Here is a 21819-nt window from a genome sequence, read left to right as displayed (position 1 = left end):
CCAGCCACAAATATCGGATGCTCTAAACGCTCGCAGAAGCTACGCGTAATAATAAACAGCCGGACGAGATATTGATATATCCGGCTGTTTATTTATTCAAATTGCAATGAATATGGGGAAATATAGGTAAATTTCTTTGAGCAATATGCACAGTTTTGTCCAGATACGATTTCAGCGTTCAAAGGCGATTCCCGCCGCAGAGAAGGGTTAATGAAACCTGATTTTTATTCCTTGATGACAGTAATGCTGGGCTTTGTACCAATACTTTTTGGTGCTACCAGAGAGAGTGCAGGATCAGTGTCGGTAAATATGCGTAGGATCTGAGGCGTGGCTATAACTATCGGGGTGTTTCCGTCGGTATCAGACAGTACCAAAACACCGTATTCATTGCGATAGATATCGCCGGAAGCAGATACAGAGGGACCCAGGCGGATGTTGACACTAGTACCCAAGGGCAAATAGGATTGGATCGCTGTTATTTGATTGGTATCGCAGCCAGGTGGCAGCGGAACAGGCGGAGGAAGAAAGGTAAACGCTGGATCGTACACTGTTCCGGCGCCTGGATAAATGGCGGTTATATGGGCAATGGAAAGCGCCTCATAGTTGCCATTTGCGTCCACCAACCGTAAAAGCCCTGGGCCTGTGGCCTGGGGAGACGTATACAGGTCTAGCGGCGTTCCGGAATAAGAAGCCAGGGAGGTGGAGAAAACCGACCATGTAGTGGTAGAATATGCGGTTATCATCTGGGATAGGATATGAGTTAATTGGGCTACTGCGAAGCAACCCATGGTATCCACCGTCCCGCCGTTGCGAACGGCTATTAGTGTTGCCTTCAACGGAACCTGGGCAGAATAATAGAAGGTGGTCAGGCTGCTGTTAATCAGGGAAAGGGTAAATGGAGGTACGGCTACGTCTATGATACCTGTTCCGGAGACCGTTCCTGTTTTTAGCGGCGAGTTTCCCACAAGAGTATTTCCCAGAGAAGGGGACAGGGCGAAAACCGTTTCCGGAGAAGTGGACGACTGGGTGGCAACCCACCAAGTGATTACATAACTTCCCGTTTGATTAAAGGTTATGACGCCTGTCGAACTGTCATAACCAATATCCGCATCGGAATGCACAATGGTATCAAAAAGCACATTGCTGCCAGCCGTGACCGTGCCGGTCGACTGCAGCTCAATTTGCAGCGCTATTTTGCTCATCTCCTTTCTCCTGTTTAGGGAAACGTGCACATAAATAATTATGTCTGTTTTATTTTATGGTATCTATCACCAAGATGTGAATTCCGCGGTATGGTTTACTGTTAGTTTCAGTGACATACAACAATTGTGGAGCATATTGACAATGATAGCAAATCATATGATAATAGGTATAAATGATATCAATTCTCAATTGAATGGATGGAAGGACAATGGCAGATACGATATATAATGTTACGAATCGGCAGGAAGAAGAGTGTCGTGTATGCACAGGTCTTGCTGATTTTTACCGGCGTGCAGGTTTTGAGTCGGAGTTTTATATTCCCCCAGAGCTTGGTGACGGCTATTACCGGCGGATTAGTCCCGGCGGCTTGCTGGAGATATTTATCTGCAATAATATGTTTTACAGTCCGTTTCATGTGGAAGCCAAAGCCGGACAAGCCAGTTACGGCCTTGGATTTTGCCTGGGCGAAGGAATGCAGTGGGATCTGCAGGGGGTTAGGCAAAGCTTACGCTTTGATACTGATGAATGCTTTGTGGCCGGCAGCGAAGAAGGTAAAAAATATTTTACTTATGCCGCCGGGAAAAAGTATTATACTCTGTGCATAAAGACAAAACCCGGCAGACTACATGCGTTTTGGGATAGCCTGCCGCCGGAAGCCGTCCGGTTATGCCTGGCCTACAAACAGGATTTTAAACATTGGCAGATATCACCGTCACTGAAAATTACTCTGCAGCAAATCCTGAACTGCCCCTATCAGGGCGCGTTGAAAGCTTTGTATCTGGAAGGCAAAGTTTTGGAATTGACTACCCTTTATTTTACCGAAACACTATTACAGAAAGACAGCAATTCCCGGACGGAAAACCTGTCGGCCTCTGACATAAGCAGTCTTTATAAGGCCAAGGAAATTCTGGATCATAGTATCGCTGCTCCCCCTTCGCTGGCGAAGCTGGCTCAAATGGTCTGCCTCAACCAGTTTAAGTTGAAAACAGGTTTCAAGAGCATTTTTGACAGGCCTGTATATGCCTATGTGCTGGACAAACGGATGGAGGCAGCCCGGTTATTTCTGGAGGAAAAGAAAATGCAGGTAAGCGAAGTGGCAGACATGATGGGATATTCCAATGTCAGCCATTTTGGCAGGGCATTCCGGAAAAAGTATGGCATAAACCCGGGACAATATAAAAGGAAAGATACATAATGAGCTTGTTTCAGCAAGGCCTGTTTCACCGGCTTCAATCCGGTGGAGCAGGCTTTTTTGCCAAGAGAGATAAGTTAAAAATACTTTTCGGGTGCTTACTGCTACCTTTATGAGTAGAAAAGGCAGCAGTAAAACTCTATAATTCTAAGAAGAAAAAGGGATGGATTCATGTCGACAGACAAATTGAACAGCCAAATACTTAACGCGGCAGGCCAACGTGGTGAGAGGGGGTATGCAGTGGAAAAAATAAGCACAGTGCTGCTGGTAATGATAATCTGCGCAGGCTTGCTGGCCGGTTGCAAACCAGCAGACAACAAGGCGGCAACAGACCGTCAGGTCCGCCAGGCTGCGACTGTTGCTGGGGAGCAAAAAGGGCAATTTCCTGTCACCTTTTCGAATTTTGACGAAAAGGGGGCAAGGGTTGATATTACTTTTACCAAAGCGCCGGACAGGGTAATCTCCTTAACGCAAATTACCACCGAGCTGATGTTGGACCTGGAATTGGAAGACAAGCTGATCGGCGTAGCGAATTTTGACAGTCCGGTTTTGCCGAGGCATGCTGCCAAACTGGCAAAAATACCGGTTCTTGCCGCCCAATATCCCTCTAAGGAACAACTTATCGCCCAAAATCCGGAATTAGTTGTGAGCTGGCGCATGCCCTTTTTAACCGAGGATGCCTTGGGTTCGGCTAAAGACTGGCGCGACAGGGGGATACAGGTCTATTTGCTGCGGCTGGCGCAAAATCTGGAAGGGGTCAATACACTGGAAACCTATTACAAGGAAATTGAGGATTTCGGAAAAATGTTTGATATCCGGGACCGGGCCGGCGCTTATATCGCCAAACAGCAGAACCGGATTGCTGCCATCCAGAGCCGGCTCGGCGGCGTAGACCGGAAAGTCAGAGTGATGATGCTGATTGTGCTTGACGGTGAGAAATTCGGGGTGTGGGGGCAAGACCATTTTGTGGCTGACATGATAAGTAAAGCAGGCGGCGAAACCCTGGTAGCAAAAAGCTCGCCTATTAATCAGGAAATCATTGTGGAGCAGAACCCGGATATTTTAATTTGCGCTGCCTATGCGATAAAAGGGATGAACCATGAAACAGTGCTGACCCGGCTACAGGAGAACAAGGCTTTGCAAAATGTTGCGGCAGTGAAAAACAATAGAATTTTGGTTGTGGACTTTGCCGATATCAATACCGGGGGAGTCCGGGTCGTCGATACGATTGAAACCTTTGCCAAGGCCTTTTATCCTGAATTGCTGCAATAGACAATAGGTCTATATAGGCCGGGCCAACCGGCGCAACGTGATCTGGCCGGAAAATGCGGGGATTTTCAAAAGGAGGCAGTGCATGACGAAAAAAGCAAAAACCGGCTTGGCCAGGCTTTGGGAAATAAGCGGGGCGACGCCTTGGCCGCTGGCGGCGGCCGGCATGGTCTCCGCCTGTGCCACGTTACTATTGTTTGTACCCTATTATTGTGTATATAGCATTCTTGTGGAGATTGTCAGCAAGGCCGGTGATCTCTCCCGGGCCGATTTCGGTTACATATTCAAGTATGCCTGGCTGGCTCTAGGGGCGGCAGGTGCGGGACTGGCGGCTATGTATGCCGGTTCTGTGCTGTGCCACCGGGCGGCATTTAAGGTTTTATATGATCTGAAAATAAAATTGGCCGGACATCTGGCCCGGCTGCCCCTGGGGTTTTTTGCCGATCATCCCAGCGGAGCCATAAAGAAAACCATTGAGTACAATGTCGAACAGCTTGAAGGGTTTATTGCCCATCAGCTGCCCGACTTAATCGGTACCCTGGTCAGCCTGGCGATTATTTTTGCCTACATGCTCGTATTGGACTGGCGCCTGGGGCTTGTCAGCCTGGTGCCCATCCTGGTGGCGTTTGTTCTTCAGTGGCGCGTCTTTACCAATCCGGACACCGGGAAGCTGATGCAGCAGAAACAGGCCGGTCTGGCGGCGATGAATGCCGCCGCAGTCGAATATGTCCGGGGCATGCCGGTAATAAAAGCCTTTGGGCAGACAGTCAAATCCTTCGGCATCTTGCATGCGCGGATTACCGGCTATAGAAATCTGGCGCTGGCTATTACGCAAACCTATAAAACCCACAATATCCTTTATCATACTTTGCTTTCCGGCATTCTGGTATTCCTTGCTCCGGCAGGAATATTCCTGCTGAAAGGTACTGCCGATCATACGGCCTTTGCTTTTACGCTCCTGTTTTTTCTGATTCTGGCGCCCGGCGTCAGCGCCCCGGTTACAAAACTGGCTTTTTTAGGCGCCGGGGTGAAAATGATTGCCGTCGGGGTAAAAAATATCGATGAGCTGCTACAGGCGGAGCCCATATCCCAGCCGGCCGTTTCGCAATCATGCCGGGGCTGCGATGTTGCCTTCCGCAATGTCAGCTTTTCCTATAATCAAGGTGCGGCTGCCGCGACAATGGCCCTGAAGCATATTGATTTTACCGCCAGGCAGGGGACGGTGACTGCGTTGGTGGGGCCTTCGGGATCGGGAAAAAGCACAGTTGCCCATTTGCTGCCCCGCTTCTGGGATGTGACGGCCGGCGCTGTTGAAATAGGCGGTGTCAACATTAAGGATATGTTGACCGAGGATTTGATGAATACCGTTTCCTTTGTTTTTCAGGATGTGTTTTTATTTGACGATACAGTTTTTGAAAATATCAGGATCGGCAAGCCCGGGGCAGGAGCGGCGCAGGTCAGGGCGGCGGCGCAGGCGGCCCAGTGTCATGAATTCATTGCCAGGCTGCCGCAAGGGTATGACACTAAAATCGGTGGCGGCGGGCTGGCTTTGTCCGGCGGTGAAATGCAAAGAATCGCCATTGCCCGGGCCATTTTGCGCGATGCCCCGGTTATTGTGCTGGACGAAGCCACCTCATTTGCCGATCCGGAAAATGAGGTGAAGATTCAAAAGGCGCTGACCGAGCTTTTACAGGGAAAAACCGTCATTATCATTGCTCACCGGCTTCATACCGTCCAGCATGCCGACCAGATCTGCGTGTTGGACCAAGGCCGGATTGTTGAGCAGGGGAAGCATGGAGAACTGCTGGCCAGGCAAGGAGTATACAGCCGCCTGTGGCGGGCATACCTTGATGCCGACCAATGGGTACTGGCCTAACAGAAAGGTGGTCCTGTCTTGCGTAATTTGCTTTATGATCTTTCCGGGGGAAAGCCAAGCGCCCTCATAAAGCCGGTGCTTTATACGACGCTGGATACTTTTATTAAAGGCTGGTTTTCTTTTTTCGCCCTCCTGATTATTCTGGAGCTGATAAAACCGCTGCAAGCCCCGGGTGAAATCATTAATTTTACTAATTTAACTATGTACTGCCTGGGCATCCTGGCCTCGGCGGCACTGGCCACACTATTCGCGGTTCTGAGTTTCCGCCACACCTACACCAGTGCTTACAGCCTGGCCGCTCAGGGCAGGATTGAGCTGGCGGAGCATTTGCGCAAGCTGCCGTTAGGCTTTTTTCATGCCAGGGAGCCTGGGGAGCTGGCCGCCACCATGCTCAATGACTATACCCTGCTGGAACATACTCTGTCTCATGTGTTCTCGCGGTTTATGGCCGGTTTGCTGCTACCGGTGCTTACACCGCTTTTGCTGGCGTTTGTCGATGTCAGGATGGCTATTGCCATGTTTGTTACCTTGCCGGCGGCGCTGCTGCTTATGTACCTGAGCCTGAAGCTGCAGCAGGTATGGGGCGGCGAACTTAACGCGGCGAAAATTGATTGTGCCGGCAGGCTGCAGGAATATCTTGCAGGCATGAAGGTAATCAAGGCCTGCAATAGCGGCGGGGCCAGCTTTGGGCGGCTGAAAAACGCCTGGGAAAACCTGATGCACAAAAGCATAAAAATCGAGGCAGGCCTTGCTCCTTTTATGCTGTTGGCGACAGGCGTTTTACGCAGCGGACTTACTGTCATGATTCTGGCAGGGGTGTATCTGCTGCAGGGCGGCAGCCTTGATGTAACGGTTCTGGTCGCATTTCTGGTTATTGGCGCACAGATTTTCGAACCGCTTACTGCCACACTGGTTAGCTTTAACGAGCTTACTTTTGCGGCGATGGCGGCGCGCAGAATTTCGGCTATCCGCACCGCGCCAGTATTGTCCGGAGCCGGCGCGGCCGGTCAAGGCGGCTATGCTATTGAGTTTGAGCGTGTCGGATTTGGCTACGGGCCGGAGGCTGTGTTTAGCAATCTTACCTTTTCCCTACCGGCTAAAGCCGTTACCGCGATTGTAGGCCCGTCCGGCTCCGGCAAAAGCACAATCCTGCGCCTGATTGCGAGATTTTGGGAGGTGCAGAACGGCCAGATCAGGCTTGGCGGTACCAATATCAGAGAGATTGAGCCGGAGCAGTTATTAAAGAATATTTCCATCGTGTTTCAGGACGTGTATTTGTTTCATGATACCATTTACAACAATATTAAAATCGGCAAAGAGGACGCTGCCAGGGAAGAAATTGAACAAGCGGCGCGACTGGCTCAATGTCATGACTTCATAACCGCATTGCCGCAGGGCTATGACACTTTGGTGGGAGAAGGGGGCAGCACGTTATCAGGCGGAGAAAAACAGAGAATTTCGCTGGCCCGCGCTTTTTTAAAAAATGCGCCCATTATATTGCTGGATGAAGCGACAGCGGCTTTGGATGCCGAAAATGAGCGGCAGCTGCAACAGGCGATTAATGCTCTGGTCAGCAGCAAGACGGTGGTGGTCATTGCCCATCGGCTGAAAACCATTAAAAATGCCGCCAATATTATTGTGTTGGCTAACGGCCAGGTAGTGGAACAGGGTTCTCATGAGCAGCTTATGAATAATCAGGCTTTGTACCGTCGTTTGTGGGACTTGCAGGAACAGTCCGGCAGGTGGCAGATTAGCAATGGATAAGCAGGCTTTTTTATTTTCCATCAACAATGATAATGACATTCATTATCGGATTGCCGCTGAACTTAGTTGCAAACAGGAGGGGAAGGGATCATGTTACAAGGAAAAAAATTAGCAAAGAACAAAAAAGCCATGCTCTATGCCCTGGTGAGCAGTACGTTGCTGTTTCCCATGCCGGGCAGCTCGTATGCGGCAGAGGAAAACCCGCAGTTTTCTCTGGATACGGTAGTGGTTACGGCTGCCAGGGCAAAAGCGAAGCATGATTATGTGGCCGCCGCCGGTACAAGTAGAACCGGCAGCAAGACCGGCGCGCCGCTGACCGAGACGCCGCAAATTGTCAATGTGGTAACCCGCCAGGAGATGGATGACCAGGGGGTGTACGATCTGCAGCAGGCATTGCGTTATACCGGCGGTGTGGCCAGTGAAGTCTATGGCACCGACACGCGCGTACAAGCGATGTACGTCCGAGGCTTTCGTGCGCCAAACTATCTTGACGGTCTGAATTTATATAATGGTTTTGCCCAGGGGTATACAACCCCGCTTATTGAAGCTTACGGCATAGAGCGCGCCGAAGTCCTTAAGGGGCCTGCCTCCGTATTGTACGGGCAAAATGTTCCCGGCGGTCTGTTCAATATGATCAGCAAGAAGCCGACCACGGAATCTATCCGGGAAATTCAGCTGCAGACAGGCAGTTTTGACCGCCTGCAAGGAGCCTTTGACTTCAGCGGACCGGTCGACGCAGACAAGACCCGGCTTTTCCGGCTGACCGGCCTGGTGAGGGACAGCAGCACCCAGACCGATTTTACGGATAATAAGCGCACTTTTCTTGCTCCGGGTTTTACCTGGCGGTTTGACGACGACACGAGTTTGACCGTACTCGCACAATACCTGAAAGATAGTGCCGGGGCAACCTATCAGGCGATGCCGATGTATGGTACATTAATGCCCAATCCGCATGGCAGCATTCCGCGCAACAGACTGCTGGGGGAATCCGGCTATGACAGCATTGAGCGGGAGCAGTTCTCGCTCGGTTACGAGCTTGAGCATAAGCTGGACGATACTTGGACGCTGCGCCAAAATCTTCGCTATAATAAAGTTGACTTCGATGGGCGTATGGTCTATGCAACCGGTTTTGTTCCCGGTTCAGACCGTCTGCTAAACCGCGCCACCTGGCAAATGCGGGAGCAGGGTGATATTTTTGCTATCGATAACCAAGCGCAGGCAATTTTTAATACCGGGCGCGTCCGCCATACCCTGTTGCTGGGAGCCGACTACCGCCGTGCCTGGTATGATGCCAAATTTGGCTACGCTGCCGGTACTGCTTCTGCTTTAGATGTCTATGCTCCGGTTTACGGGCAGGGGGCTGCTGATCCGCCGACAGTGATCAGCACCACCCAAATCCGGGAGCAGTTCGGCCTCTATCTTCAGGATCAGCTTAAAGCGGGACGCTGGGTGCTGACACTGGGCGGCCGCCAGGACTGGGTTGATACTGATGCCGTTACCAATACCAGCCCCGCCAGACGAAAAGATGATGCCTTTTCCAAGCGGATCGGGCTTACCTATCTTAATGACAATGGCCTGGCTCCCTATGTCAGCTACTCGACCTCCTTTGAGCCGACCAGCGGCGCGGACCGCCTGGGCAATGCCTTTGTGCCGACAACCGGCCAGCAATACGAGGTGGGAGTAAAGTATCAGCCGCAAGGCTCTAAGAGTATGGTAACGTTGTCCGGTTTCAATCTGAAGCAACAGAACGTGCTCACCCCAGATACCGTTCAGACCAGCTTTAGTGTGCAGGAAGGGGAAGCCCGGGTACGGGGTGTAGAACTCGAAGTCAAGACCAGCCTTTCGAACAATCTCAGCCTGACTGCATCGTACGCCTATATGGAATCAGAAGTAACAAAGGCTAATCCCAATGCTGCCGGCACCAGTAATATCGGGAAAAGGCTGCCCTTTGTACCGCAGAATCAGGCCTCACTATGGGCCAACTATACGCTGCCCGCCGGCCGGCTGGACGGACTGAGTGTTGGTGCCGGTATCCGGTACATTGGTCCAAGCTATGGTACGGCGAGCAATACCACTGCATATCAGGGGCAGACGGTATCATCCCGGGTTCCCGGTTATACGTTGGTTGACGCCGGTGTTCAATATGATTTTGGTAAGAAGAATCCCAGGCTGGCCGGCGTCAGCATGGCCATAAACGTAAGCAATCTTTTCGATAAACAATATGTGGCCAGCTGCCTTGGCGAGTATAATACTTTTTACGGCAATGGCCGTACAGTGCTGGCAACTTTGAAATATCAATGGTAAAAGACAGAGAATCATCCTCTTGACCGGCGGTAGGGACCGTTCTATAATATTAATGATAATGATTTTTATTATCATTAAATGATTTATTCATATGCACCAGCGGCGGTAATGGAGGGAAGAATTAGTTTCTGCCTTTACCGCTTGTTATTTTTCAGAATATACCTATGTGAAAAAAGGAATGGGAGACTGTACAGCAGTGATACGCTTAAAACCTCGGCAGACTTTTCAAATGGATGTCCTCATTCAAAAAAAACGGACTTTTTTCCTCTGGACGGCAGGCCTGAGTGCGGCAGTTCTCGTATCCATAGTGCTGGCGGTTTGTTATGGTACGGTGAGGATTCCCCCCGCGGAAGCTTTGCAGATCCTCTTATATAAAATGTTGCAGGCAGACAGTGGCGAATTGTCCCGGGCCCATATGGATATCATCTGGGAGATCCGTTTTCCCCGCGTGCTTATGGCTGTTATTACCGGCGCCGGGCTGGCCATGTGCGGCACCATTATGCAGGCTGCCGTGCAAAATCCGTTGGCTGATCCATATATTCTGGGCATTTCTGCCGGCGCCTCCCTGGGCGCTACTTTTGCGGTCCTGATTGGCGCCGGTGGCATATTCGCCGGCCTGGGAACAGCCTTCTGGGCTTTTTGCGGAGCTTTGGGAGCTTGCCTGCTGGTGATGGCTCTGTCCGGCATTGGCGGGCAGATGTCTACGGTCAAAATGATCCTGGCCGGCACGATTGCCAATGCTTTGTTCAGCGCCTTTACCAATTTTATTATCTATACGGCTGGCAATGCCGAAGGCATCCGTACGGTTGCTTTTTGGACCATGGGTTCTTTGGCTGCGGCCAAATGGAGCAATTTGCTTTTGCCTGCCCTTGGGGTCATACTTTGCGGCGGCTTGTTTCTGTGCCAGTCACGCATTTTGAATACCCTGCTGTTAGGCGAGGAAGCCGCAATCACTTTAGGCGTCAATTTGCCCCGCGTCCACCGGAATTATATGCTGGCCACCGCCCTGATTACAGGCCTGATTGTTTCAGCCTGCGGTGTGATTGGTTTTGTCGGGCTGATTATTCCCCACATTGTACGGGGCCTGGTAGGGACCGACCACCGGCGTCTGCTGCCCTTTACCATTCTGGCGGGGGCGCTGTTTGTAACCTGGGCGGACGTGCTGACCCGGATCAGCCTGGAATCCGGTGAACTGCCCATCGGCATCATTACCGCACTTCTTGGCGCGCCTGTTTTCATGTACATCTTGTTTAAAAACACCTTGGGCTTTAGCAGCAAATAGGAGGACAAAATGGAGCTGGCACTGAAAAATATCAATGTAGAACTCGGTAAACAGCATATTATCCGGGATATCTCCCTGGATGTCCAAACAGGTGACTTCGTCGGCATTATCGGGCCGAACGGCAGTGGCAAGTCCACCCTGCTTCGTACCGTCTACCGTGTCCTTACGCCTGCCAGCGGCACTATTCTTCTGGATGGGCAGGATTTAAGAAATATCAAGTTTGCCGATTCGGCCAAAAAAGTGGGCGTGGTCGGACAGTTCAATCATCTCGAATTTGATTTTACTGTTATGGACATGGTGATGATGGGACGCACCCCGCATAAAAAGATGCTGGCAGCAGATACGTTTACTGACTACGAAATCGCTCTGGCAGCAGTCCGGAAGGTCGGGATGGAACCGTATGCTGACCGGAGTTTTGCTTCGCTGTCCGGCGGTGAAAAGCAGCGGATCATTCTGGCCCGGGCGCTGGCCCAGCAGCCGCAGATATTAGTGCTGGATGAGCCCACCAATCATTTGGATATTAAGTACCAACTGCAGCTGCTCGCCACGGTCAAATCTCTGGGAATTGGTGTATTGGCTGCGTTGCATGACCTTAGCCTGGCAGCCATGTATTGTACCAAGCTCTATGTTTTAAAAGACGGAGAAATTGTGGTAAGTGGCCCGCCTAACAAAATCCTTACCCCGGAATTAGTGCGCACAGTGTACGAAATAGGCTGCGACATTCGGGAAAATCCCGACAACGGCTACCTAACGATTACCTATTATCCGGAACCCGGTCAGCATATTTAGTCATAACACATAAACCCAAAGACAAAGACAGGTTAACACAGAAGAAGATTATCAAGGGAGCAGTTATGCTGCACATACTACAGGAGGACTGTTACTTTGTCCTACGCATTAAACCAGCCCGGAGAATTCTCCGGGCTGGTTTTGTTTAGTTTGCCTCGAATGGGTGATAACTTGGTGGTGAAAGTCCACTACAGGCTTGGCAGTAGGAACTGTTAGCAGAGGGCAAGGGTGTCCGCCGTGAGGCGGAATCTGAAGTAAGCCTAATGCAAACCCTTGGTCTGACGAATAGAAACTACATATAAGGCATATGCAGGGAGGACGAGTTTGCTAACTAAAACAAAGTCCAATACTGCCCGAACCCTGTGGTGTAAATGTAGCAGATATATGAGGGGAAGGTTATCGCTCTTAACGGGGGAGGTCTCGCAAGGCTCCGAAAGACATAGGCAACCCCATGACACCCGGAGAACCCATGCAGTGATGTATGGCTAAATTGCAAGAAGTCAGCAGAGGTCATAGTACCGGATTTTTTTTCCGGGAAGGACCGAACAATAGTAGTCTTTGAACGAGAGGACGGTGAAGCAATGCAAAGAGAGCAGAAAACGACGAAAGTCGGCTACCGGTGTGAGGGTATGTTGGAAACAGAGAGTAATAGCGGAGCGCGGAGCATTGTTACGCCTGAAACCGCAGAGAAAGACGGTGCAAGTCGTTTGCTCGAAGCCATATTACACAGGGACAACCTCAATGCAGCCTACCTACGAGTAAAGCGAAACGGCGGCGCTCCGGGAGTTGACGGAATGGCAGTAGAAGAAATGCTGCCCTATCTAAAGGACCATAAAGAGGAACTGTTGGCAAGTATTCGTGCCGGATGGTACAACCCCAAACCGGTCAGACGAGTAGAAATACCAAAGCCAGACGGGGGAAAGAGAAACCTTGGAGTACCAACGGTCATAGACCGTATGGTACAACAAGCCGTAGTACAGGTAATGCAACCCATGTTTGAGCCCCATTTCTCCGAAAACAGCTACGGTTTCCGACCGGGGCGCAGCGCCCATCAAGCCATGAAGAAGGCCGAAGAATATTATAAGCAGGGTTATATCAGAGTCGTAGACATAGACCTCGCTAAATATTTTGATACAGTCAATCATGACATTCTCATAGATAGGATAAGAGAAGTAATTAAGGATGAGCACGTCATCAAGCTGATACGTAAGTTCTTAAAGAGCGGCGTTATGGCAAACGGCTTAGTCAGTCCGACAACGGAGGGAACGCCACAAGGAGGCAACCTTTCACCACTTCTCAGCAACATATACCTTACGGCTTTCGACCGAATGCTGGAAAGCAGAGGTCATAAGTTTGTAAGGTATGCGGACGACTGCAATATTTACGTCAAAAGTCAAAGAGCGGCCGAGCGGGTAATGACCAGCAGCACGAAATATCTTGAGAACAAATTAAAACTTAAGGTAAACCAGGAAAAGAGCAAGGCGGGGAGCCCATTAAAACTTAAATTCCTAGGTTTTTCCCTATTTAAGACAGGGAAAAGAATGGGTATACGGCCACATGCCAAGTCGATGGAGAAATTCAAGAACAAAATCAGGCAATTAACAAGCAGAAAGCAAGCCAAGCCTATCCCGGCAATTCTAAACAATATCAGGAAATATACAACCGGATGGTTAGGCTATTATGCAATAGCTGAAATGAGTTCCAAGATAAAATCTCTTAACGAATGGATACGCCGAAGAATAAGGCAAATCTTTTGGAAACAGTGGAAGAAACCCTCCGCAAAATTTAAGAACCTCATGCTCCACGGTATACCAAAGCAGAAGGCTAGAGAATGGTCTTATTCCCGACTAGGATATTGGCGTATTGCAGGTAGCTGGATTTTATGCAGGTCATTAACGAACGAATACCTCGCATCCATCGGCTATGATGATATAGCCAAAAGATACGAGGTATTGCACTTAAGCTATTGAACCGCCGTATACGGATCCGTACGTACGGTGGTGTGAGAAGTCGGCTACTCAACTAATGCGTAGCCTCTTACTCGATTGAGTTTCGAACGGTTCCGCGATCCGTTCACATTTTGTATTTTAGGGGCATCAATAATTTTAAAATAATGCTTGCAATATGTACTTATTGGTATTATACTGCTAAGTATAAAAGCACTTAGTAGTATAATACTAATAAGTAAGGTGAGTCTAATGAGAATAGGAATTTATGGTTCTTCATTCAATCCTCCAACGAATGGGCATCTTTGGTCAGCAAACACGATCGCCCAAAGAGAAGAATTAGATAAGGTTATTTTGCTTCCTTCCTCATCCAAACGATCAGATAAGAATATCGAGGTAGCAGATCGCCATCGGATGGAAATGCTCAGATTAGCTGCGGCTGACAGCAACATATTCGAGATTGATGCTTACGAAATGAAGGCTGTTGCCGGCAAACAATATAGCTATTTCACTATGGAACATTTTCGCGAAAAGTATCCGGGCGATGAACTGTTTTTTCTAATGGGCGCCGATCTTTTAGCAGAGTTACCTAATTGGACTTATGGAGAAAAATTTATTCAGTCTACTAAGTTTATCGTGATTGAACGTCAAAACATTCCTATGGGTGAGATAATCGCCAAATCCCCCATGCTCCGCAAGTATCATAGGAACTTTAGCCTAATTTATAAAGGAATAGTAAACGAAATTAGTTCCAGTTACATAAGAGCAGAATTTAAAAGCGGTGCAGACCCCCGGTATTTGCTTCCCGAAGCTGTGTACTGGTATATCAGAAACAATAATGTTTACTAAAAAGCGGAAAGGAAAGATTATAATGGGTTACAACAAAGACATTCAACAAAAAATCATTGAGGAAACAAAATCTCTCCCGGAGATTAACCCAGGCCGGGAAATTGGTGAGCGAGTCAAGTTTTTACGGTCTTTTTTGCAGAAAACCGGGCTTAAAGGATTTGTTCTCGGGTTATCTGGCGGGCAAGACTCGACGCTGGCCGGCAAACTGGCTCAAACAGCTGTAAGCGTGGAGGGAAAAAAATTTATCGCTATGAAGCTTCCTTATGGAGAGCAAAAAGATGCAGAAGACGTTGAACTCGCTATTGATTTTATTAAACCGGACAATGTGTTCAACTTTGATATCAAGCCTGTTGTCGATGCTTTTTGCCACGAATATGAACGAGCTACAGGTGAAATCCTTACAGATTATCATAAAGGTAATGTAAAAGCCCGGATTCGCATGGTAGCTCAATATGCGGTAGCTGGAATGAAGAGTCTTGCGGTACTGGGAACTGATCACGCATCTGAAAACTGTACCCGTTTTTTCACTAAATTCGGAGATGGAGCCGCTGACATCCTGCCGCTATTCGGATTAACTAAATTCCAAGGTGCAGAATTGCTTAAAAATCTGGATTCTCCTGACAGGTTTTATAAAAAAACTCCTTCCCCGGACCTTTTGGACAATACCCCTTGTAGACCTGACGAGGATGAGCTTGGGTTTACTTACCAGGAAATCGAGGACTTTCTAACCGGAAAAGAAGTTTGCGATGAAGTATTTGATAAGATTTATGCCTTTTATTTGAAGGGCGACCACAAGGCAAAACCACCGATAACAATCTACGATAACTATACTTTATCCGATGACTAACTCGCTCTAAGACTCCCGCCTCTCCAGGTGGGAGTAAGAGCGACTAAGTCCCTGGATAAGGGCGACTAACCTTCAGATGGGGTTAAAACCCCACCTGAAGCTAAGTCTACTTTTTAGAAATACAGGAGGTTAATAATGAACGAATCAAAAGAATTTCTTAAAGAGTATGATGACAGCAAATATAAAAAACCGTCTGCGACCGTAGATATGATAATCTTGACAGCTGTAGATGTTGAAACTAAAGCCCGGTCTGTTCCGGATAAAGTTTTACGGGTTCTGCTTATTAAACGTAAGGGCGACCCTCTTGTTGTTGATATAACCGATCCTTATAAAGGGAAATGGGCCTTGCCGGGTGGCTTTGTTAATTATTATGAAGACCTTGATGCAGCGGCAATCCGGGAGTTGCGGGAAGAAACTAATATTTCTGATGTTTATATGGAACAGCTGTACACTTGGGGCAAGGTTTACCGCGACCTTCGCCGCAGAGTTATCAGCACTTCCTATATGGCACTTGTAGATAGTTCTAAACTAAACATAAAAGCCGGAGACGATGCTGAAGATGCCTGTTGGTTTGATGTAAAAATCACACTTCTTGAAGAAGTAAAAACTCAAATAAACGCAGGTTATATCCGCAAAACAACATATGAACTTTCCCTGGTAAATGGCGAGAACGAAATAAAAGATACTGTAATTGTTACTAAGAAGCTGGAAGGAAGAACTTCTAAAATTGACCTTGAATATGTGGATAATCCTTCAGGGCTTGCCTTCGACCACGCCACAATTATCTTTTATGCTCTTGAGCGGCTAAAGAACAAAGTAGAATATACTGACATTGCTTTTTCTTTAATGCCGGAAATGTTCACCTTAACTGAGCTAAAGAAGTTGTATGAAGTAATCACCGGGAAAGTTATCTACAGCAGAAATTTCCGGGATAAAATGGAGAAACAGAAAAAGATGGTAATCGAGACAGATGAATGGGAATCCGGTAAGCCTTATAAGCCAGCCAGATTATTTCGGTTCAATCCTGATTGGGTAGAAGACCAGTAAATCGCAATTTGTTCAAAAGAAGGCGAGGTGTATTTTATTGAAGGTCGGCATTGTGCTCAATAGCTCTAAAGGACTCAAAACCTCTGCTATTGAGACTATCATAAGACATATCGAGAACCAGGGAAGCAGCGCTGAACTACTGAATTTCAATAATCCCCTTCCCGAATTAGATATAGTCCTTTCTTTAGGGGGAGATGGCACAGTATTAGGTTCAGCCAGATATGTAGGGGAAATTCCTATATTCGGGATTAATATCGGACACTTAGGTTTCTTAACCGGAATGGAATATAACCTTCCCAAGGTAATTGAGGCGATTACTTTGATTCTAAATAATCAATTTACCATCGATAAACGTAAACGCTTAGAGGCACAGGTATATCGACGCAAGAGAAATGTTGCGTACTGTACTGCTCTTAACGATATAGTTGTCAAAGGAGCTATAGCTAAACTGGTAAGACTCAGAACCCATATCGGCGGGGATTATGTAGGGACCTTTCCGGCAGACGGAATCATCATAAGCACAGCTACCGGCAGCACCGGCTACTCCATATCAGCCGGAGGTGCAATTATTCCGCCTGATCTTGGAATCAACGTAATTACTCCTATCTGTTCTCACTTACTTAACGTAAGATCGATGATAGCTTGTGACAGCAAAGAAATTAAAATCGCAGTCAAATCATATCATAAGGGACTTCTTCTTTCGGCAGATGGGCAAGTGGATATTGAACTGGAAAATGATGATTGTATTATCATTAATAAAGCGTCTACTGTGACTAATTTGATTCGGCTCAGCAATGAAACCTTCTATCAACTTCTTTCGCGAAAAATGAAATGGGAATAAGGATAAAGAATTGGAGGGCGTTATTATGAGCATATTCAATAACAAACGACTACCTGAAGAATTATTTCTGATTGATGCGGAACGTATCCGCCAGGGTTGGTATTCTGATAAATATTTTTGTAACAACGTAGAACTACTCGAGAAACTGGCTGCTGAAAAATATCATTTCCAGGGAGAAAGTGACCTCAAAGACATAGATTGTTCGGTAATTTGTACTGGAAACATTGAGGTTGAAATGCAATTTTTTACTCGCCGCCGCCCATTTAGTGTTGTTGCCGGGGTTGATGAAGCACTGGCAATCCTGAAACAATGTGCCGGATATTATGCCGAAAATGGCCAATTTGTAAATACATATAATGAACTTGAGGTTGAAGCAGTACAAGATGGTACATTTGTGACCTATGACGGAGATCCAAAGCAGGTAGTTCCTGTGATTAAAGTGCGGGGAAACCATCGCTACTTCGCAAAATTAGAAACCGTTATGCTGGGAGCTATAGCTGAACCTACAAGAATTGCCACCAATGTATTTAATACTTTAGTAGCCGCGCGTAACAAAGAAGTCTTGTTTTTCCCGGCCCGGTTCACTCCATATAAAATCCAGGCGCTGCATGGTTATGCTTATTCGCTGGGGATTGATGCTTATAATAAAAAATACGGCAAGAAAAATGGTGCTTTTGTATCTACTGATAGTGGTGCAGCTTATTGGTCGGGTAGTGGCGTCGGAACTATTTCACACTCTACTATTGCATGCTTTTGCGGAGATACCGTAGAGGCGATGTATCAATTTTCCAGGCTCTTAAATCCTGCGATAAACCGCATTGCGTTAATAGACTTTCATAATGACTGTGTTGGTGAAGCTAAAAAAGTAATGAAAAGGTTGTGGGATAAATACCTGGAACTATACCAAAAGGGGAACCTGGAAGAAGCCCGGCAATATAAATTATTCGGAGTGCGTCCAGATACCTCCGCAAACATGAGAGACAAGTCGATTGTTCCGACAGGAAATAAATTGCTTGATATGGGGGTATCTCCTAAATTGGTCTGGAACATCAGAGAAGGACTCGATAACGCTTATCTGGAATGGAATGTTCCGGCAGGGTATCTTGAGCTTGCTAAAGAATACTGTAAAGATGTTAAAATTTTCGTTACCGGGGGTTTCAACGTAAAGAAAATCAGAGAGTTTGAGGAGCAAGATGTACCTGTAGACTTCTATGGTGTAGGGTCCAGTTTAATTGAAAATTCGCCTGAAACTAACAATGATTTTACGGCCGACATCGTAAGAATTAAGGTTGGTAACGATTGGCACAATCTAGCTAAAATTGGCCGTTGTGCGTGCACTAACCCGGAATTGGAACTTATCCGATAATATAATTAAAAAAGGGGTTGATTATAATGAAAAGGCCAAGCTTTTATTCGCCTGATCGTGCCGGAAATTTATACTTGCCCAGATATAATCTCATCCAAACAGAGGCACAGGAACTTCATAAGGAATTCAAACCAGTCGAAGATAGTGAAATGATAGCTCTCTTTTTGATTGACCCGCAGGTGGGATTTTGCATCCCTGGTGCAAGTCTATACGTTGACGGGGCTGAAAAAGATATAGAACGAATTTGTGATTTTATCTACCATAATCTTGAACGGATTGACGAAATTCTGGTATCTCTTGATACTCACACAGTATTTCAAATACATACACCGGGATTTTGGGTTAACGATCAAAATGAAAGCCCTGATCCGTTTACGATTATTACATTAGAAGATGTTAAAGAGAAAAAGTGGAGACCATATGCGGAGTGGATTCCGATTGAGCTCATTGAAAGCTATCTTGAACAGCTGGAGAAAAGTAAAAAATACATTCTAATTACCTGGGAGTATCACACTCAGAAAGGTTCTGTTGATAATGCGGTAGTCCCAATGCTGTATGAAATGCTATTTTTCTACTCTTTAATGAGAGGTAAGGAAATAAAATGGGTCATCAAAGGGGAAAGCCCCTGGACGGAAAATTACAGTGTATTATCACCCGAAATCCCAAATCTTTACTTTAAAGATGGTTCACTGAAGGTTGTGGGAAACTTTGATGAGAATCTGATGACAGATCTGATGGGTTTTGACCGTATATACGTTGCGGGAGAAGCATCAAGCCATTGTGTAAAAGCGACACTTGAAGATATGCTTAAATCCATTCAACATGCGCAAAAGCGTGTTCCTGATACTTTCTATGGGTATAAAGAAAATAAAATCTATATCCTTGAAGATTGTATGTCTCCTGTCAAGCCAACGCCCGGCAGTCCTGATTTTCCCGCCATTGCTGAGGAAGCCTTGGCTAATTTCAAATTAGCAGGTATGAAGGTTGTAAAATCAACTGATGATTTTGAACGACAAAGATAACATAAAGAAGCGAAGGGACGCTCATTTTGCTTCTTTAATCAAATTGTAATACAAAATCCTGTTCTCTGTTTTGCCTATGGTATTGATACATAAGTCCTGTAATAATAGAAAAAATGTAAAGTGCGGTGCCGTTTTTCAGATATAATATGGAGAAAATGTTAAATAACATCAATAAAACTGATTAAATTTATCACTGCACAAACTTAATCAGGTGTGATATTATTCAATTAGTAATCAAGTATGATAACAAGTACATAAACCCTTTTGAAAAGCTATGAAAAGGAACAGTAGTCGCAACGTGATTTCAGAAAGCTGTTGGTTGATGCGAAACAGTATGAGCAATGCGGTGAACTCGCCTGGGAGCTTCCGGCTGAAAATTGAGTAGGCTGTGACGGTATCCACCGTTACCGGGATAGGCATGAAATGTGCCGATAAGAGTGTGTTACGCATGAAGTAGAGTGGTACCGCGGAAGCTGTGAGCTTTCGTCTCTATAATCGTTATGATTATGAGACGAAAGCTCTTTTTGCGTATGCCGCATCAGAATGGAGGATATATAATGAAAAATTTTCAAAAGTATGAGCGGGCTTATTTTATGCCGCCAGTAGTATCCTATGACTGGGTAAAAAAAGATCATATCGATAAACCGCCAAGCTGGTGCAGTGTTGATTTGCGGGACGGGAACCAGGCGCTGATTGAACCGATGAGCCTGGAAGAGAAATTAGAGTTTTTTGCCATGCTGGTTAAGATTGGCTTTAAGGAAATAGAGGTGGGCTTCCCGGCAGCATCGGAGACCGAATACAACTTTATCAGGACATTAATTGAGAAAAATATGATTCCCGCTGATGTCACCATCCAGGTGCTGACCCAGGCGCGGGAGCATATTATCAGAAAAACCTTTGAAGCGGTTAAGGGTGCGCCGCATGCGGTAATTCATCTGTATAACTCCACTTCTGTCGCCCAGCGGGAGCAGGTATTCGGCAAAAGCAAGGAAGAGATCAAACAGATTGCGGTTGACGGCGCAGCATTATTGAAGCAGTTGGCTAATGAAACAACCGGCAACTTTTCTTTTCAGTACAGTCCGGAGAGCTTTCCCGGGACAGAAGTGGACTACGCCCTCGAAATATGCAATGCCGTATTGGATGTGTGGCAGCCGACACCTGCCAGGAAGGCTATCATCAATCTGCCCACAACGGTGGAGAATGCCATGCCGCACGTATTTGCCGGACAGGTGGAATTCATGAACAAGCACCTTAAATACCGGGATGCCGTTATTTTGTGTCTGCATCCTCACAATGACAGGGGCTGCGGCGTATGCGACGCTGAATTCGGCCTGCTTGCGGGCGCTGAAAGAATTGAGGGAACCCTGTTTGGCAACGGCGAGAGAACAGGCAATGTGGATATTATCACCCTGGCGATGAATCTCTTCTCCCATGGTGTTGACCCCGGGCTGGACTTCAGCAATATGCCGGAAATATGCCAGAAGTATGAGCTGTTGACCAGAATGCAGGTACCTGCCCGCCAGCCGTATGCCGGCGAACTGGTATTCACTGCTTTTTCCGGTTCACACCAGGATGCTATTGCCAAGGGTATGCAGCATCGCGAGGAAAAAAGCAGTGCTGCCTGGTCGGTTCCTTATCTCCCCATCGACCCGAAGGATGTGGGACGGCAGTATGATTCGGATGTCATCCGGATTAACAGTCAGTCAGGCAAAGGCGGCGTCGGCTATATACTCAAACAGCATTACGGCATGAGCATTCCCGCGCAGATGAAGGAAGAAGTCGGCTATGCCGTCAAGGATGTTTCCGACCGTGAGCATAAGGAGTTATCACCGCAGTGGGTATATCAGATATTTGAGGATAAATATATAAATAATACACCCTGGTTTTCTGTTGACGAATGCTACTTCAAACAACTTGACGGTATTGTGGCCCAGATCAGCATCCGGCATAACGGCCAGGTCAGAACCATTGCCGGCCATGGCAACGGGCGTTTGGATGCCGTCAGTAATGCACTTAAACAACACTTTGACATTCACTATGAATTGACGGTTTACGAAGAGCATGCCCTTTCCCGCGGTTCCTCCTCGAAAGCAGTGTCCTATGTTGGCGTTAGCTATCGCAACAAACTATATTGGGGTGTCGGCATTGACGATGACATAATCAAATCCTCGATTAACGCCCTGGTGGTGGCCGTCAATCGCCTGGAGGAAATACAGGACGAA

15 protein-coding genes, 1 pseudogene and 1 other annotated feature are annotated in these 21819 nt (G+C 47.3%); of the genes and pseudogenes, 15 read left to right on the top strand and 1 reads right to left on the bottom strand.

Annotation, left to right across the window (positions count from 1 at the left end; genetic code table 11):
- Nucleotides 1-224: 224 nt before the first annotated feature.
- Nucleotides 225-1202: a hypothetical protein gene (locus tag SPSPH_RS19060; RefSeq protein ID WP_075758011.1), complete on the bottom strand. Its 978-nt coding sequence runs from the start codon at nucleotides 1200-1202 to the stop codon at nucleotides 225-227.
- Between the two features lie 209 nt (nucleotides 1203-1411).
- Between SPSPH_RS19060 and SPSPH_RS19055 the strand changes: the two genes are divergently transcribed.
- The 15 genes and pseudogenes from SPSPH_RS19055 to SPSPH_RS18985 form a co-directional block, all read left to right on the top strand.
- Nucleotides 1412-2398 carry a helix-turn-helix domain-containing protein gene (locus SPSPH_RS19055; RefSeq protein WP_075758010.1) on the top strand — a complete coding sequence of 329 codons (987 nt, stop codon included), beginning with the start codon at nucleotides 1412-1414 and terminating at the stop codon, nucleotides 2396-2398.
- Nucleotides 2399-2635: 237 nt separating this feature from the next.
- Entirely contained in the window at nucleotides 2636-3667 is a 1032-nt protein-coding gene (locus SPSPH_RS19050) for an ABC transporter substrate-binding protein (RefSeq protein ID WP_075758009.1), read from the top strand.
- 82 nt (nucleotides 3668-3749) lie between these two features.
- Nucleotides 3750-5540: an ABC transporter ATP-binding protein gene (locus tag SPSPH_RS19045; RefSeq protein WP_075758008.1), complete on the top strand. Its 1791-nt coding sequence runs from the start codon at nucleotides 3750-3752 to the stop codon at nucleotides 5538-5540.
- Between the two features lie 18 nt (nucleotides 5541-5558).
- Nucleotides 5559-7304, top strand: coding sequence for an ABC transporter ATP-binding protein (locus tag SPSPH_RS19040; RefSeq protein WP_075758007.1), 1746 nt, complete (start codon nucleotides 5559-5561; stop codon nucleotides 7302-7304).
- A 90-nt stretch (nucleotides 7305-7394) separates the two neighbouring features.
- On the top strand, nucleotides 7395-9608 hold the full coding sequence (locus SPSPH_RS19035; RefSeq protein WP_075758006.1) for a TonB-dependent siderophore receptor: 2214 nt from the start codon (nucleotides 7395-7397) through the stop codon (nucleotides 9606-9608).
- A 196-nt stretch (nucleotides 9609-9804) separates the two neighbouring features.
- Nucleotides 9805-10890: a FecCD family ABC transporter permease gene (locus SPSPH_RS19030; protein ID WP_075758005.1), complete on the top strand. Its 1086-nt coding sequence runs from the start codon at nucleotides 9805-9807 to the stop codon at nucleotides 10888-10890.
- A 9-nt stretch (nucleotides 10891-10899) separates the two neighbouring features.
- Nucleotides 10900-11679, top strand: a complete 780-nt coding sequence (locus SPSPH_RS19025) for an ABC transporter ATP-binding protein (protein ID WP_075758004.1) — start codon at nucleotides 10900-10902, stop codon at nucleotides 11677-11679.
- Nucleotides 11680-12260: 581 nt separating this feature from the next.
- A complete protein-coding gene (gene ltrA / locus SPSPH_RS19020) occupies nucleotides 12261-13649 on the top strand; it encodes a group II intron reverse transcriptase/maturase (protein WP_075752891.1) in 1389 nt (462 codons plus the stop codon).
- 228 nt (nucleotides 13650-13877) lie between these two features.
- Nucleotides 13878-14474 (top strand): nicotinate (nicotinamide) nucleotide adenylyltransferase, encoded by a 597-nt coding sequence (gene nadD, locus SPSPH_RS19015; RefSeq protein WP_075758003.1) that lies wholly within the window; start codon nucleotides 13878-13880, stop codon nucleotides 14472-14474.
- A gap of 22 nt (nucleotides 14475-14496) precedes the next feature.
- Nucleotides 14497-15321 (top strand): ammonia-dependent NAD(+) synthetase, encoded by an 825-nt coding sequence (gene nadE, locus SPSPH_RS19010; RefSeq protein WP_075758002.1) that lies wholly within the window; start codon nucleotides 14497-14499, stop codon nucleotides 15319-15321.
- Between the two features lie 135 nt (nucleotides 15322-15456).
- Nucleotides 15457-16368 carry an NUDIX hydrolase gene (locus SPSPH_RS19005; RefSeq protein WP_075758001.1) on the top strand — a complete coding sequence of 304 codons (912 nt, stop codon included), beginning with the start codon at nucleotides 15457-15459 and terminating at the stop codon, nucleotides 16366-16368.
- A 37-nt stretch (nucleotides 16369-16405) separates the two neighbouring features.
- Complete coding sequence (locus tag SPSPH_RS19000; RefSeq protein WP_181382944.1) at nucleotides 16406-17209, top strand: NAD(+)/NADH kinase; 804 nt, start codon at nucleotides 16406-16408, stop codon at nucleotides 17207-17209.
- A 25-nt stretch (nucleotides 17210-17234) separates the two neighbouring features.
- On the top strand, nucleotides 17235-18575 hold the full coding sequence (locus SPSPH_RS18995) for a nicotinate phosphoribosyltransferase (protein ID WP_075757999.1): 1341 nt from the start codon (nucleotides 17235-17237) through the stop codon (nucleotides 18573-18575).
- Between the two features lie 26 nt (nucleotides 18576-18601).
- Complete coding sequence (locus tag SPSPH_RS18990) at nucleotides 18602-19597, top strand: hypothetical protein (RefSeq protein ID WP_075757998.1); 996 nt, start codon at nucleotides 18602-18604, stop codon at nucleotides 19595-19597.
- A 265-nt stretch (nucleotides 19598-19862) separates the two neighbouring features.
- Nucleotides 19863-20091: a binding site (T-box leader), on the top strand.
- A 63-nt stretch (nucleotides 20092-20154) separates the two neighbouring features.
- Nucleotides 20155-21804: pseudogene (locus SPSPH_RS18985) on the top strand (2-isopropylmalate synthase); the annotation flags it as partial.
- Nucleotides 21805-21819: the final 15 nt, after the last annotated feature.

This window comes from Sporomusa sphaeroides DSM 2875, from assembly GCF_001941975.2.
Taxonomy (GTDB): domain Bacteria; phylum Bacillota; class Negativicutes; order Sporomusales; family Sporomusaceae; genus Sporomusa; species Sporomusa sphaeroides.
The sequence above is the reverse complement of the archived record's forward strand: the minus strand, read 5'-3'. Positions and strand labels throughout refer to the sequence as shown.

Coding starts and splice junctions, on each gene's coding strand:
- SPSPH_RS19060 (WP_075758011.1), bottom strand. CDS start 1,202: ATGAGCAAAATAGCGCTGCAAATTGAGCTGCAGTCGACCGGCACGGTC.
- SPSPH_RS19055 (WP_075758010.1), top strand. CDS start 1,412: ATGGCAGATACGATATATAATGTTACGAATCGGCAGGAAGAAGAGTGT.
- SPSPH_RS19045 (WP_075758008.1), top strand. CDS start 3,750: ATGACGAAAAAAGCAAAAACCGGCTTGGCCAGGCTTTGGGAAATAAGC.
- SPSPH_RS19035 (WP_075758006.1), top strand. CDS start 7,395: ATGTTACAAGGAAAAAAATTAGCAAAGAACAAAAAAGCCATGCTCTAT.
- SPSPH_RS19025 (WP_075758004.1), top strand. CDS start 10,900: ATGGAGCTGGCACTGAAAAATATCAATGTAGAACTCGGTAAACAGCAT.
- ltrA (WP_075752891.1), top strand. CDS start 12,261: ATGCAAAGAGAGCAGAAAACGACGAAAGTCGGCTACCGGTGTGAGGGT.
- nadD (WP_075758003.1), top strand. CDS start 13,878: ATGAGAATAGGAATTTATGGTTCTTCATTCAATCCTCCAACGAATGGG.
- nadE (WP_075758002.1), top strand. CDS start 14,497: ATGGGTTACAACAAAGACATTCAACAAAAAATCATTGAGGAAACAAAA.
- SPSPH_RS19005 (WP_075758001.1), top strand. CDS start 15,457: ATGAACGAATCAAAAGAATTTCTTAAAGAGTATGATGACAGCAAATAT.
- SPSPH_RS18995 (WP_075757999.1), top strand. CDS start 17,235: ATGAGCATATTCAATAACAAACGACTACCTGAAGAATTATTTCTGATT.
- SPSPH_RS18990 (WP_075757998.1), top strand. CDS start 18,602: ATGAAAAGGCCAAGCTTTTATTCGCCTGATCGTGCCGGAAATTTATAC.